Annotated in this window: 14 protein-coding genes and 1 pseudogene; 2 read left to right on the top strand and 13 right to left on the bottom strand. The window is 47.0% G+C overall.

All coding sequences use genetic code 11. The features are described 5' to 3' along the window. Window positions 1-313: 313 nt before the first annotated feature. The 5 genes from AC0YNT_RS27160 to AC0YNT_RS27140 all read right to left on the bottom strand — a co-directional run bounded on the left by AC0YNT_RS27160 (window position 314) and on the right by AC0YNT_RS27140 (window position 3959). Window positions 314-1288: an FtsW/RodA/SpoVE family cell cycle protein gene (locus AC0YNT_RS27160; RefSeq protein WP_475807419.1), complete on the bottom strand. Its 975-nt coding sequence runs from the start codon at window positions 1286-1288 to the stop codon at window positions 314-316. Between the two features lie 15 nt (window positions 1289-1303). Then, window positions 1304-1639 carry a permease prefix domain 1-containing protein gene (locus AC0YNT_RS27155; protein ID WP_475807418.1) on the bottom strand — a complete coding sequence of 112 codons (336 nt, stop codon included), beginning with the start codon at window positions 1637-1639 and terminating at the stop codon, window positions 1304-1306. After that, window positions 1636-1968 carry a PadR family transcriptional regulator gene (locus tag AC0YNT_RS27150; RefSeq protein ID WP_441894698.1) on the bottom strand — a complete coding sequence of 111 codons (333 nt, stop codon included), beginning with the start codon at window positions 1966-1968 and terminating at the stop codon, window positions 1636-1638. Before AC0YNT_RS27150 ends, AC0YNT_RS27155 begins: the two co-directional genes overlap by 4 nt. 127 nt (window positions 1969-2095) lie before the next feature. Continuing rightward, a complete protein-coding gene (locus tag AC0YNT_RS27145; protein WP_475807417.1) occupies window positions 2096-3034 on the bottom strand; it encodes an ABC transporter permease in 939 nt (312 codons plus the stop codon). Continuing rightward, window positions 3027-3959: an ABC transporter ATP-binding protein gene (locus AC0YNT_RS27140; RefSeq protein ID WP_475807416.1), complete on the bottom strand. Its 933-nt coding sequence runs from the start codon at window positions 3957-3959 to the stop codon at window positions 3027-3029. The genes AC0YNT_RS27145 and AC0YNT_RS27140 overlap by 8 nt, the downstream gene beginning before the upstream one ends. Before the next feature lie 263 nt (window positions 3960-4222). Between AC0YNT_RS27140 and AC0YNT_RS27135 the strand changes: the two genes are divergently transcribed. Together AC0YNT_RS27135 and AC0YNT_RS27130 are read left to right on the top strand one after the other, a co-directional pair. After that, window positions 4223-4873, top strand: a complete 651-nt coding sequence (locus AC0YNT_RS27135) for a hypothetical protein (RefSeq protein ID WP_475807415.1) — start codon at window positions 4223-4225, stop codon at window positions 4871-4873. Then, window positions 4867-5026 (top strand): annotated as a pseudogene (locus tag AC0YNT_RS27130) (IS3 family transposase); the annotation flags it as partial. The gene AC0YNT_RS27135 and the pseudogene AC0YNT_RS27130, both read left to right, overlap by 7 nt. Window positions 5027-5068: 42 nt before the next feature. Here AC0YNT_RS27130 and AC0YNT_RS27125 read toward each other — a convergent pair. The 8 genes from AC0YNT_RS27125 to AC0YNT_RS27090 all read right to left on the bottom strand — a co-directional run bounded on the left by AC0YNT_RS27125 (window position 5069) and on the right by AC0YNT_RS27090 (window position 14399). After that, window positions 5069-6211, bottom strand: coding sequence for an efflux RND transporter periplasmic adaptor subunit (locus AC0YNT_RS27125; RefSeq protein ID WP_475807414.1), 1143 nt, complete (start codon window positions 6209-6211; stop codon window positions 5069-5071). Between the two features lie 17 nt (window positions 6212-6228). After that, entirely contained in the window at window positions 6229-7107 is an 879-nt protein-coding gene (locus AC0YNT_RS27120) for a carbohydrate ABC transporter permease (protein ID WP_475807413.1), read from the bottom strand. 16 nt (window positions 7108-7123) lie between these two features. Continuing rightward, window positions 7124-8002 carry a carbohydrate ABC transporter permease gene (locus tag AC0YNT_RS27115; protein ID WP_475807412.1) on the bottom strand — a complete coding sequence of 293 codons (879 nt, stop codon included), beginning with the start codon at window positions 8000-8002 and terminating at the stop codon, window positions 7124-7126. Continuing rightward, window positions 7995-9401, bottom strand: a complete 1407-nt coding sequence (locus AC0YNT_RS27110; protein WP_475807411.1) for an ABC transporter substrate-binding protein — start codon at window positions 9399-9401, stop codon at window positions 7995-7997. The genes AC0YNT_RS27115 and AC0YNT_RS27110 overlap by 8 nt, the downstream gene beginning before the upstream one ends. Window positions 9402-9424: 23 nt before the next feature. Then, a complete protein-coding gene (locus tag AC0YNT_RS27105) occupies window positions 9425-10846 on the bottom strand; it encodes an ABC transporter substrate-binding protein (protein ID WP_475807410.1) in 1422 nt (473 codons plus the stop codon). Between the two features lie 211 nt (window positions 10847-11057). Next, window positions 11058-12233: a TolB-like translocation protein gene (locus AC0YNT_RS27100; RefSeq protein ID WP_475807409.1), complete on the bottom strand. Its 1176-nt coding sequence runs from the start codon at window positions 12231-12233 to the stop codon at window positions 11058-11060. Window positions 12234-12235: 2 nt separating this feature from the next. Further along, window positions 12236-13699, bottom strand: coding sequence for an ATP-binding protein (locus tag AC0YNT_RS27095; RefSeq protein WP_475807408.1), 1464 nt, complete (start codon window positions 13697-13699; stop codon window positions 12236-12238). Between the two features lie 4 nt (window positions 13700-13703). Beyond that, on the bottom strand, window positions 13704-14399 hold the full coding sequence (locus tag AC0YNT_RS27090) for a response regulator (RefSeq protein WP_475807407.1): 696 nt from the start codon (window positions 14397-14399) through the stop codon (window positions 13704-13706). Between the last annotated feature and the right edge of the window lie 177 nt (window positions 14400-14576).

Genomic DNA, 14576 nt, shown 5'->3' with positions numbered 1-14576 from the left:
TTGAAATTGATGCCTCCAGCAAAGTTTTCCGAATGGGTAATGAAGCTGGAGGATCGAAGTATGTTCTATAGAGCCATGTAAATTGCTGAAATAATGAGCATGGCTACGTAATTTTGATATTTGGTCGGAGATACTCCGGATTTAAGGGGTCGAGCCGAGAATCCAATCTACACTCCCCTACTTCACCTCTCTACACCTACTCATGGATAAAATCCAACATAGCTCTCTATATCCAAGGTTCATACAACTAAAAAGAGCTGTCCTAGTCATCTAAAAGACGAACTTATGGACAGCTCCTTATGAATTATTCCATTTATACCCGCTGATGCAAGGCAACAGACGGGATCATATTTTTCCGCCGGTATACACTGAGAATGAAACCGATTACGACTAAGTTCAAGACAAGGTTAGATCCGCCGTAACTGATCATCGGAAGCCCTATATCCATAATAGGCAGCAAACCTGCAGTCATGAGCATATTCAGTACATATTGAGCAGCGATTATCCCAAATAAGCCAGCGATAACATTCCTGCCATAAGGGTCGGCTACGACTCTCGTTACAATCCACACTCTAACCATCAGCGCAGCAATGAGCGAAGCTACTAACATCCCTGTTATCCAACCAAGACTATAAATCAGATAAGTAAACATCATGTTGCTATAGAAAAATGGAATATGATCCATGCTGACGCCAAATCCGTTCCCAATAAATCCTGCTGATCGAATGGCTTCCATTGAACGAACAGCGATAAAGTTAGAATCAGTAGAGTTGATTTGACGCAAGATACGTTCTACCGTATAGCTAAACTTATCATCCAGCAGTACCAAGACAGATCCACAAGCCATCATTACTGTGATATACGACAACCAAGTCTTCCATCTTCTAGAAATCAAGAGCAGCACAGATAAGCCAATCATATACAAGACAAACATTGAGATATTGCTGACCGTCAAATAAATGAACGCTGGTACCAGCAAATAGAGGAACAGTTCAACAACATAAACTATTCCTCTCTTCCATAAGGAAACTTGTGTATCAAGAGAAGGCTCCATCCTACCTGCAATGGAGAGAATAAAGGTATAAATCGATACAATTGATACATTTATTCCGAATGCTCCAACCATAATCCATGTACTATTCCCAACTACTTGCGAACCAAATGTTTTAGTCAGCAGCAAGACAGATACGGTTACGATATAAAGAGTAAGCGACCAACGTTTCAATTTTCGATAATCCCAGAAATAGACAGCTGTTAATAACAGTAAACCAACTACTCCGTAAAACAAGGTATTTTCAAAAAGTCAAGTACCGATTGAAGTTGCTGCTGTCTTCATCGCAAACATGGCAACCATTCCTGTTCCAAGAAGCAGCCCCACCAAAACAAGCAGGTTCCAGTCTGTCTGAGGCTTATGTACGTTATGGAATTGAACCCCTAGCTTATTCGGATCCCCCATCTGGGCGATCGCCTGTTCTACCGCAACTTCTTCAGGCAACCCCTCAGCCAGTAAATCCTCGATAATCGCCTCCAGATGAGCCTCGATTTCCAGCTTAATCTCTGGATGCATCTCCTTTGCCTTGACCGGCAAACATACCTGGTCCAAATATTCCGCTACTCTCAAACGATAGGAGGCACTCATGCATGACCCTCCCCCAGCACGAGATCCACTGTCGAACGGAATAGAACCCACTCCCGTTTCTTCTCCTGCATTTGAAGTCGGCCTTTGTCCGTAATCCTGTAATACTTCCGCTTGCGTCCAGTCTGTTCATCCCAGTAAGCTTCAACAAGCTTGTCCTGTTCTAATGCATGGAGTATGGGGTAAAGCGTACCTTCCTTTAATTGAAATAGTCCGCCCGAGCTTTGCTCGAGTTCCTTCGTGATCTCGTAGCCATACATCGTTTTCTTATCGAGTATGTTTAGAATAAGAATCACTGTACTCCCTTTCATAAGCTCCTTATTAATCGCCATATTGTCCTCCCTAGTTATTCGATGCATCGTATATCTAGGTATAAGTATAATCGATATAAATTCCATATTCAACCATTAAAAAAGGCAACGGAACCGGGGACAATCCCCCATTCCATCACCGTTGTTATTATCCCGCCACGTCTCTACGAGTAAACATAAGCCAGGAAACTAGATTAAATAATAAGAAGTAGACCGCAAGCACTCCAATGGAGAAGGATAACGTCATCCCGTCGTGGAAAGGCCTCCCTTCCATATACTGAATTAGATCCGTATTAGCGAACAACAGATACTTGCTCCATTCGTAGCGCTGCAGCGCCTCCAGAAGAATATTGCCTGCAAATACAATACCAATGGAAAATCCGATCGCCATCGCACTGCTGCGGAAAGCAGACGAGATCATAAAGGCAATCGTGATATACATCACGGTAGATATCCCATTTAGCAAATAAGTCTTCCATAAATGAAGGATCATATTTTGTTCAACAACATGCCCTCCTGTGAAATGGAGCAAAGGCAAGTCCATATATTTAAACCCAAACAAGATTCCATTTAACAAGAAGGATATTACAAACAGAGTAAGCAGCAAGACCATACTGAACAATAGCATAGCGAGATATTTAGATAGTAGTATCTTAATCCGACTCGATGGGCGGATGAGCAGAAGCTTGATAGTACCGGTTGAAAATTCAGCTGCTATAATGTCTCCAGCAATAATAATGGTAAGTAGAGTAATCAAAATCCCCAAACTGGCGGATTCATTAATTCCATTCCACATCGTACCTTGCGGCGAGCGGATATTATGCTCCAAATGGTAATCAATAACGGGAATTCGCTCTGTGTAATACGTCCGGAGCCCTTCATCCAGATTGGATTTCTTCAATTGCTCGGTCCATCGTTCCTTCTCCTGCATTAATTCCGTCCGCCATCCATCGCCTTGTGCACTTTTGTTTTCATGCCACATCACGAAGTTTCCTAGGATTACAAATGCAGCCATAAGTCCGACCAGGATCCACGTTCGCATCCTACGATAGATCTTCATGTTCTCATTGAGTACCAGATTAACCAATCTGTCCACCTCCCGTTAATTCCAAGAATTGATCTTCCAAAGACCGGCGAACCTTTTGAACACCATAGACGCGAATTTGGTTCTGCACGAGTAGTTCCAATATGGCAGGGACTTGTTCCCTTTCGGTAGTAACCTCTAAGAGGCCTTCCTCCGAAATGCTAAGTTCCTGTATTCCTTCGATCCGCCTTACGATTGCTATAGCTTGTTCTGGCATTTGCACTTCGAATTGATAAGTCTGGAAGGTGTCGCTTCCATGAGTAAAATACTGTACGGGCTTCACGTCAATCAGCTTACCACGCTGAATGATAGCGACCCGGTCGCACATCAGCTCCATCTCGGATAACAGATGGCTGGAAACAACAACCGTTATCCCTTCTGTCCGGGTCAAAAATCGCAAATAATCACGCAGCTCGCGAATCCCTTCAGGATCAAGACCATTCGTAGGCTCATCAAGAATTAACAGGGATGGCCGATGTAGTAATGCCTGTGCAACACCTAGACGCTGGCGCATACCAAGCGAGTACTTACGGACTTTTTCATGAATCCGGTTTTCCAGCTTCACCAGAGAAACGACTTCATCTATACGCTCTTTGGTTACACCCGGCACCATACGAGCATAATGAACAAGGTTATGATAACCACTAAGATACTTGTACATTTCCGGATTTTCCACAATCGCGCCTACGTGGCGGATGGCTTGTTCGAAATCGGTTTTAATATTTTTCCCTTTGATCAAAATTTGGCCTTTGGTAATGGACATTAATCCAACAATCATACGGATTGTGGTTGTTTTACCTGCCCCGTTTGGCCCAAGGAAACCAAAGATTTCACCTTGCGGCACATCAAAAGTAAGGTCATCAATAATCGTTTTCCGCCCTACCCGCTTCGTTACATTCTGCAAACTGATGATCGGTTCGCTGCTCATAGATTAACTCCTTTATATTTAAAATCCCCTTGCTAGCTGTTCTCAGCGCCAACCTGATATTAACATGTGATTTATTGTTTTTCAATAAATTTTTATCAATAATAGCTACTTATTTGTCGTTAAAAAGAACAAAAGAGCCCAGTCTCTGTCCCAAGATAAGGCTTGAAACAAGACTGGACTTTCATTTGTACTTAAATACATATTTTGGTAACACCTATGTTAAAATGACATCATATAGATAATTCAGAGGAGGTTTTCGATGAATGGGGAATATCTGTATTCGAAAGTACATCCTTATCCTATTAACCATATCGCTGCTTGGACTATTAATAGTCGGTTGTAGTAAAACAACTACTTACGGCACTCCAATTCCTATTAAAAAACTTACTTGGGGCATGAATGAAGAAGAGGTGGAGAATGCTCTCCATATTTCCGAAGTAGACATCACAAAATGGGAAAAAATATTTATCTTCCATAAACAAATGGAGCTATATAATCGAACGGCTGATGTTGCCTTCTATTTTTCTGAATATCACACTTTGTATTATATTGTTGCAACATTCAAACCAGAAGATATCGCATACGTCCAGCAAGCGGTAACGAAAAAGCGCGGAGAAGGAGAATATTCCTTTGACGCTGATGGTGATCCTGTTACGGCCACGGTCAATTGGAATGATGATCTTCTTGAAACAAATAAAAATTGGTTAACGGAAGTAGAAGAAGTTTATCATAAACTTGGAGCTAAAATTTCCAACGATCCAATGGAAGATGGCTTTTTGATTCGTGATAGGCCTATAACTAGCTGGAGATTGACATTAAATAAAAATAGTCCACTTTACTCTACGCTTACTTTCGATGGTTCGTTTGTATCTATGTTAAATTATCCAGAACGATATGAACTAACAACAAAGTAGAGTTTCTTTATCATAATGAGTTTGATAGTGTAGATCACTTCAAGCAAGAACTAGCACGATAAATTGATTACTACAATCAAGTCAAAATTAAAAGGCATGAGCCCGGTTCAATACCGAGCTCATGCCCAACAGTTGCATAAAGTATTTGTCTAACTTTAAAGGATTGCTTCACTACTGACTGCCGTTTCATTATATTTATCTCCTCACACGCGTCCCATCGATCAGGAAGCCAGTGCTATTCACGATTACTTCCTGCTGTTCGAACAACCCTCCGGCGACGGACGTAACATATGCGTTGGAGTCAGCAATTTTGATCTGCGTCTCGATGGCATAGTAGGCATTTCCGAGCGGACCTTCCTTACTCTCCAGCGTGAATACATATGCACCAAGATCATTATGATGAACAGCTTCATTTGGCACGGTCACCGTTTGTTCCTCGCTGGTCTTCGCGATCTTCACCTGTACACGCTCGCCACCTTTCAGCTTATCGTCCTTGAGAGAAACGGTCACACTGCTCGGCTGACTAGCAGATTCGTTCGTACTAGACGAATCGCCTGCCGGCGGAAGCACCTCTCCTCCAAACACCCCATCTTCAATAGTCACGAGTGTCCCCGAAAGCTGACGACTTTCCTTGCCGGTAACCGTAATTTGATCCAACGTTTCACCGATTTCAAGCAAGCCAGCGACGTCTCCCGGAATCTGCAACCGGATTTCATAGCCTTTAGCGGAATTGGCTAACACAATATCCGGCGACCCTCCCGGCACGGCGCCAGCTATTACATTAACCTGGGTCACGACACCGGCGAATGGCGCCATGGCCGACTGACCTTCTGCAATACTCTTCTGGAGACTCTTAATGTGCTGCTCCTGTGAAGCAATATCGAGCTTGGCTGATTCAATTGCGAGTTTCGCGGCGGCTAATGTACCCTCGTCACCTTCAGTTACCGCTGCAATATAATTCGTCTGCAGCTGGGTCATGGACAGCTGCTGCTTCTTCAGATTCGTTTGCATGTCTTCAAGCTGCAGCAACGCCTCGCTAACGTCGTATTCGATCAGCTTCTGACCGATAGTTACCTTGTCGCCTTGTTTGACAAGCACCTTTTTCACCTTCCAGCCTGCCGGATTTGTGATATCCTGCGTCTGACCCGGCTGCACGGTCGCACTACCTTCATATTCGTGCGTTACCGATCCTTTTGCCGCAAGCTGCGTGTAGACCTTCGGCAACGACAAGCCCCGAAGCGTATTCCCCGCTAGTGTGCATATTGCGAGCAGAGCCAGGAACAGAGCGGCAAAGAGACGTATCTTCCGTTTGCTGAACCCGGGCTTCCGTTCTATCATTACAATCACTCCTGAGTTTATCCCTTAATGCCCGAGTGCTGGATGCCTCCCACGAAGTAGGACTCCGCGTATAGGAACAACAACACCATGGGGGTCATATACAATGTGGAAGCGGTAAAGCCGACACCACGTGCCGATTGATTAATTTGCGACAAATAGAGCGATAGCGGTTGCTTGATTGCATCCTGCAGGAAAATAAGCGGCTGCTCAATCATATTCCAGTAATCAACAAATAGCAGTACAGCCAGTGCTGCAAGTCCCGGCTTAGCCAGCGGAAGAATAACCCGCATAAATATTGTTAACTGACCGGCACCGTCGATTTTGGCAGCCTCGGTCAGCGCATATGGAATATGAGCCATGAACTGTCGCATCATGAAAACCCCGAAGGCGCCGAAAATGCCAGGCAGCACAATCGCAGATGAGCGGTTCATAAGTCCCAGCATATCAATGACAAGATAGTTTGGGACAAGCGTGACCTGGAACGGCATGAGCATCGTCATTAGATAAACGAAGAACAGCTTGTCCCGTCCGGGAAATCGCAGCTTGGCGAATGCATAAGCCGCCAGTGAACCGACGAGCGTCTGACCGATAACGATCGGAACGACAAGGCCGGCCGAATTCCAGAACATGTTCAAAAATTTCGGGCTTAGGATCAGTACTTGTAAATATTGCTCGAACGTCAGCCAGTCCGGCAGCAGCTTCAGGTTGAGGAACGCATCCTTGCCACCGTTTGCAGTATCAACCATTTTCCCTATCAGGTCGTAATTCTGGCTAATTTCCGCTTCCGACATCATGGAGCTAACAAGTGTGAGGCCGATAGGGAACAGCATCGCAGCTGCAAAAATACTGAACAGTACCGACAGTGCAAGGCCTGACAACCGTAGATAATTGTTCATGATTCCCCTCCTTTCTTCACTCCGTATATTCCCTGAATTTACGTTCAGCGCGGAGCAGTCCGGAGGTCATTACCACGATGCAGCCGACCATTAGTGTCGCAGCGGCCGTCAACTTCTGGACATCCAGCTCGAAGAACATATTGTTCATGTAATGCTGAAGCATGTAAAGCCGATCATACGGATAATCTCCGGCCAGCAAGTACGTTTCCCGAAACACCTTGAACGAGTTAATAATGGAGATAAGCAATACGAAGAACATGGTTGGCGTCAAATAAACGAGCGTAATATGCCAGAATTGATGAAAGCGACCAGCTCCTTCAAGTGAAGCCGTCTCGTAATAATCCTTCGGAATCGACTGAAGGCCAGCCAGTAACAGAATCATGTCATATCCAATATTCTTCCAAATGTACATCACAACGACGATACTCATTGACCAATTTGACTGCATCCAATCAACGCGGGCAAAACCCAGCTCGTGCAGCCATGCGTTCAAAGTCCCATTCCAGTCGAAGAAAATTTGCCATACGGTTACTACGGAAGCGACAGGTACGACAAGTGGCAGCATAAACGACGTCCGCAGCCAGCTGCGCAAAAAGAGCGGCCGATTCAGCAGCACGGCAAGCGTCAGTGACAGCGCGATGAGCAGGGGTACAGCGATTGCCGTAAACAGCATGGTATTGCCCGCAGCCTTACGAAACGAGGCGCTGTGAAGTAGATCCGTATAATTATTCAAACCTACAAACTGTCCCTCGAGCGCGCCGTCAGTGAACGACTCGTAGAAGCCAAGTACAAATGGAATGAGATAAAACAAGGAAAATCCGATCAGGCTTGGCCCAAGAAACAGCCAGACCGCCACACCGTCCCCCCGCAGCCGCCGTAACCTCCTGCTACTCATTCAGAACAGTCATTGCTTTGTTCTGAATCAACCCCGCAACGTCCTCCGCAGATTTCTGACCGGTGAAGAAGGCATCCGTATTGGCGGCTACAATGTCGAGCACCTTCCCGGATTCGTTCCTCTTGCGGGCGGCGGAGTCCGCAAAGCCTTCGAGCTGGTCAAGCTGAGCACCGTCCACTTTGAATGGCTTGCCTTGCTGCGAATCAATGGATGGAGGTGTGATTGTACCCTGCTCCTTCAACACTTGAATAGCATCTTGGAAGCGTTCCTTGTTGATTGGAAGACCTATTGACGTGTGATCCATCAAGTATTTCAAGAAATCCCAAGCTGCGTCCTTCACATTGGAATTGGCATTTATCCCGATATCTGCTCGCGTTTCGAAGGAAGTACCCGCAGCCTCTTCGTCCGCATGCGGCTTCACGTAAAAGGCATTTTCATCGCCAAAAGCATGCAAGCTGGTCAAATAGTCCTCCGGGGATAAGATCGAAACATTGATAAAATAACCACGGCCGTTAGAACCCGCGACGCCATCGTCATACATACTTTTGATTTGCTTCAGCAAGCTGGTGAAGGCAGGTGAATCGAAGCTCGCCTTTTGGCTTGTTTCATCCACAAATCTGCCATAATTGTCCGCGACAATGCTGCGCACAAAATAATCCTTACCGCCTACTTGATATCCTTCACCACTAACGATAGCCGCGTCGTATTTACCCTTTGCCGCGACAAGTTCCCTACCTGTCGTCATGAAATCATCCCACGTCCATGCCCGGTCATCAAACTTCACGCCGGTCGCGGCGATAGCAGCTTTGTCGCCAACCATACCACTTAGGCTAAACGACAATGGAAGGCTGAATTGACCTGTTTCAGACCGTCCTCCGTCCAGCACGTTTGCGAAGTAGTTAGTCTTATTAAACGTTTTGTCTCCGTCCATGCTTGATTGCAGATCTACCAGCAAATGATGCCGTTCATAATCGTCAGCGGCCAAATATCGAAGGTCTAGCAGGTCCGGCCCTTTGCCCGCCAGCATGGCTGCGTTCGTGGATGCAGTAAACTTCTCAATGTCCGCATCCGTCTGCTCTCCTCCCCCATCATCGCTATACTCTTCGCTCAGCCCGTATTGAAGCTTGATCGTGATGTCCGGATGAGCCGCCTCGTACGCTTTAGCCGCCTGCTCGTATTGCTCGTTCGGCCAGAACGAAGAGAAGACAATTGTCTTCTTTCCGTTGGAAGACGTAGCTTCTTCACCGGAATTTACGCCTGTTGTTCCGGATTGATCATTCATCATCCCTGTTTCCTCAGCCGTGTCACCGTTCCCGGAGGTGCTTCTATTACTGCTGCAAGCTACCAAAGTCAGTAGGAAAAGTGCAACGGAAAGTAGAATAAGTCCCGTTTTCTTCATCTCTATCATTCCTTTACTTTTAATTATTCGTTAAGGTAGGTCATCGCTTTATTCTGAACCAGGCTAGCAACGGCTTCAGCTGACTTCTGCCCGGCGAAATAGGCTTTAGATTCTGCGACGATCAACTCCCGCATCTTATCGGAATCATCATCCTGTGAAGGGTGTACGGCACCGTTGACAAAGGCATCGAGTCCGCTCAGCATCGTGCCGTCCGATTCAATCATCGCGCCATGAAGAGGCCCTTCTTGGGCCGACTTGAATGACCCTTGCTTCTTCAGCTCTTCGATCTGCTTGGCGTACGCTGCCTTATTAATTGGAAAACCAGTTGTCGTTGACGGGGACTGTATGTCTTCTGACATCATAAATTTCACGAATTCCCACGCTTCCGGCTTTACTTTTGATTTAGCATTGATTGCGACACTCCCATAGGTCTTGAAGTAACCTCCTGCTGACGTGTCCTGCGCGTGCGGCTTCGCATACAACTTCATGTGATCACCGTCTTCCTTATCGAACATCTTCATCTCCAGACCGGAGACCTTCATCGTTTCCAAATAATCCTTCGGCGAATTGATCTGAACACTTCGGAAGTAAGCGTTCGCCCCGCGGCCAATCTTGGAGATAAGACCTTCGTCAAACATTGCTTTTACCTGCTTCATAAGGCCTGTAAAGGATGCCGAATCAAAATGCGCTTTGTGTTCGCCTGGATTAATGAACAGGGAGTAATTGTCGCTGACCATCTCGCCGAGCAAATACTCAGGTCCTTCATAGGACAACGCGGATGGAAGTCCACCACTTGCTGTCATCTCCTTTGCCGTTTTCATGAACTCACTCCACGACCAAGAATGGTCATCAAATTTGACACCTGTCTTGGCAATGGCACCTTCGTCCCCGGCAAAGCCCATGAGGAAGAAGGAGAGAGGCATGGAGTACAACGAATCGCCCATTCGGACATTGTCAAGAACGTTTGCGAAATAATCGCCCTTCTTGAATTGATGATCTTGCTCCATCATCGGACTCAAATCAGCCAATAAACCGTGCTTGACGTAGCTGTCCGATGGTAAAATATCCATTGCGAGCAAATCAGATCCTTTACCAGCCAGCATAGCCGCGTTCATGGTCGATACGTACTTTTCCATGTCCGATTCCAAAGTTGCGTCAGTGTAATCTACATTTTCCAGCTTAATCTCGACATCTGGATGGAGCGACTCGTACTCCTTAACTGCTGCCTCGTATTTGGAATCATGCCAGAAGCTTGAGAAAATGATCGTCTTCTTGCCACTGCCATGCGATGCCCCTCCATCATCTATAGCGGTGGTTGATGATCCTGTAGCTGCTGCATCATTCTCGGGGTTTTCAACCCCGTTGTTCCCTCCGCCTCCATTACAAGCAGTCAATGTTAAGGCGAGCAGGCAGCTCGCAACGATACAGGCTCCGTATTTTTTCATAGCTTGATTCTCCTTTTGCTATTGGTATTTTATCCTTCTGCCCACCTCACCGGGTACTTGTCCACATTATAGAAAAGAGATATCTCAAAACCTTCATCGTCTTGTGAACAAAATGTCTCTAAAATTCAAATAAAAAACAGCAGGATAGACGATAATTCGTCCAACCTGCTGTTTATGAGGTGAGGGGTATTCTTGCTACTTCTTAGAGCCATCATTGAAACTGAATGACAAATGTCCGCAATCGTTCCTGGTCCACCGCTGGTGCCGGAGCAATCTCCTGTGCCGTAGTGGCGTATGATTTACTCCCGTCGACCAGAAGCGCCACATCGCTTGAACTCCACATCATTTGATACGGGACAATGCCATGGTAAACGGCCGTTTGGTACAGCACGTTGTTGCCCTGCAGTTTGCCGGCATAGATTGCCTCTTCATTATTTCGTGTATATGCGAGCAACTTCCGGTCTGGTGACACGCTGAAGCTTCCAACCTTCTCCAGCAGAACAGACAGCTCGCCGTTACGGTGATCGTACTGGAACAACGTGCTGTCAGCGCCGAGAAACATGAACCGGTCATCGTCAACCCATGTACTTCCGCCTTTCCCGGACGGATGATCATATTGGACAACAAAGCTCCCGTTTCCGTCCCGCTCTGCCATTGTAACCAGGTTCCCGTCTTCAATTAGAACGCTGTTTCCGTCGTTCGACAGCACGACAGAGGCATTGCGATCATCAAGGGAAAAACCCAGCAAAGGGAACTGCGTTGACGTCCTCTCCACCACGTCGTAAACAACAACATTCAGCTGTCCCTGGCTATTTCCTGCCACAAGGTAAGAGATGAATCGGCTGTTATTCGACCAGTGTAGGATGCGCGAATGCAGCGGCCTCTGTTTATCAATAGACGTATCAGGGACCGGCTTCATCTGACTGCCATCCAATTTCACGAGGGTCAAAGAAGTGCCTTTCCCAGATTCCGATAGCCCGGCAATCATATTCCCGTCTGGTGACAGGCCAAATTTCTTCATATCGAGGTTCGTTGTACTTGCGAGCTGCTTGGACTGTTCATACGGAGGAACAAACAGCTGCAGACCGTTAGAGGCAGCGACTGAAGGGACATTATCCGCTAAGTATCCGATGACTGATTCCCCGCTAGTCCAGCCGAGCAGTTGCAGGTCGGATGCTGAGGATACAGGCAGCGGATAAATCTTCTTCACCTGAAACTCTTTCCCAACGCCTGCTTCACTTGCCGGCTTCTCGCCTTCTGCCTCCGGAATAACGATCGTCTCTGAACGGGGATTCCCCATACAGCCGGTTGCCATTAGAAGCATGACAGTCATGAGCGAAACAGCAATAACTCGAAGCCGCTTCCACTTCTTTATCTTAATAAGCATCGTTATTCGCTCCCCTTCTTTCCGGCAGCGGGAAGCTCAACATAAACGGTCGTACTCCCTTCAATACTCTCCATATGGATCGTTCCGCCGTGATCGTCAACAATAGATTTTACAATACTGAGACCAAGGCCAACGCTCCCTTCTTCCTTATACGTTCTGTCACCGGAATAGAAGGGCTCGAACACGCTTGCGATCTGTTCAGGCGACAATGTCTCGCCTGGATTATGGAATATGAACTGGATAGCTTCCGCTTTCGTACTTCGCCCCCCAACAAGCGAGATATCCGCCATTGGTGCGCTGTACTTGATTGCGTTGTCGAGCAGATTGATGAACAACTGACGCAGCCTGTCCGCTTGTCCGAGTACGACAAGTCCGTCCTCCACGTCCAGGACAATACGCTTCTTGTAGCGCTTGGCACGAATTTCCATCGAATCACATACGTCACGAAGGAGCGTCCCAGTGTCGACAAGCGTGGCTTCATCCATAGCAGCGTTACGGTGCGACACTTCAAGCAAGTTCAGTACCATACCATGCAGCCGCCGGCTTTCATCCACGATATGTGTCATCCCTTTGTCGAAGAAACCGGGGTCCGATTCTCCGTTCTCCCGGATAATCTCAGCGTACCCAAGAATGGACGTGAGCGGCGTCTTCAGCTCGTGCGTGACGTTATCAAAGAATCGCTTCTCCTGCTCATTAAGTGCCTTCAACCTGTCGCGGTCACGGCCGATCGTTGCGATCTGCCTGTCGATCCGCTCAATCATATCGTTGAAGTTTTCCGCCAACCGCCCAATTTCATCCTTACGCCTAAACTTCAAGCGGATGTTCAGATTGCCCCGTATAACCTCCGTGGAAGCATGAGTCAGCTTGACGAGCGGAATCGTAATATGACGGGACAGCATGTACGAGAACAGGAACGCAGTTAGGAAAATCGTTAGTGCAAGATAAAAGAGGAGGTTAAGAATTCGTCCCGTCTGCTCGTAGAGTGATGAGAAGTCTTTAGCGAATCTCAGAATACCAACCTTTACCCCGTCGATGACGACAGGATAAGAATAAAGCACGGAGCCGGTGCTGCCTTCATACGTAATCGTATAAGCGGTCTTTCCACTCAGCGCCAGCTTGAGATCTTCGTTCGAACGACCGGAAAACTTTGTCTCGTCAGACGAATACAGTAAAATGCCTTCGACCGTATAGGCGCTGACGTCACTTGAAGTGGCGCGGTGAAGGTCCTCAACCATCTCCTCGGCCATTTGGCCGAAATAGAGGTCGTTGTTCGTGAAGTGATTAATGAGAAAAGCTTGGAGGACATAAATGTTGCTGTTATTTTTAAGCTCAACAAGGTCTGAGGTTATAATGCTCCGGTTGCTGGATCGTATATATTCTTTCAGCGTGACGTTCAGAACAAGGAACGACAGGCAAAAGATCAGGAAAAAGCCGATGACAAATTTTGCCCGTAGTGTGCGCAGCATACTGTCAGTCCGTCCTTTTCTCAAACTTGTAGCCGATGCCAAACACGGTTGTAATCAGATCCGCTGCGTCAAGCTTCTTGCGTAACCGCTGAATGTGGGTGTCAACCGTCCGCATATCACCGGGGAAATCGTAGCCCCAGACGAACTGAAGCAGCTCCGCGCGCGTGAAGATTTTGCCCCGGACACCAAGCAGCGCCATAAGCAGATCGAATTCTTTCGGCGTAAGGTCAACCGTCGCGCCATCCTTGGTCACAAGCCGCTCGGCAGGCGATATGATAATGTCCCTGAAGCCGATAACCGAAGGTGCAGTCTCCTCCACAGCCTGTTGGGATTGTGCCAACCGGCGGAGTATCGTACGGATACGAGCCACGACCTCCCGCAGATCAAACGGCTTCGTAATATAATCATCTGCTCCTACTTCAAGGCCGAGGATTTTGTCCGTAATATCCGATCTCGCCGTAAGCATGAGTATAGGGATATTATATTGAGCAGTTACCTGCCTGCAGATATCGAGGCCGCTTCGGTCCGGCAGCATCCAATCCAGTACCAGCAGATCAGGCTGGAATAGCTGCAGTTCCCGAAGCCCGTCTGAGCCGCTGCCCGCTATGCGGGTCTCGAAGCCTTCGCGTCCAAGGCCGTAGGCCAGCAGATCGGCGATTGCCTCTTCATCTTCGATGATGAGTATTTTCGTTCTATCCATTATGAGGCTCCAATCTGTACAAGTCCAAATCGCGCTTGCGTGAATGAGTCGATAATAACATAACTCGTCTATTGAAATAAAACTTCTCTATTAACTAAAAGTGTACCGTCCAATTGTTACGAGAATGTCTAGAAGTTGTGTTCAACTTGTCTAGAAGATGTCAACAAAATATGTCCA

The sequence above is a fragment of the Paenibacillus sp. J22R56 genome (genome assembly GCF_056269375.1).
This window is presented reverse-complemented; position numbering and strand designations above follow the sequence as displayed.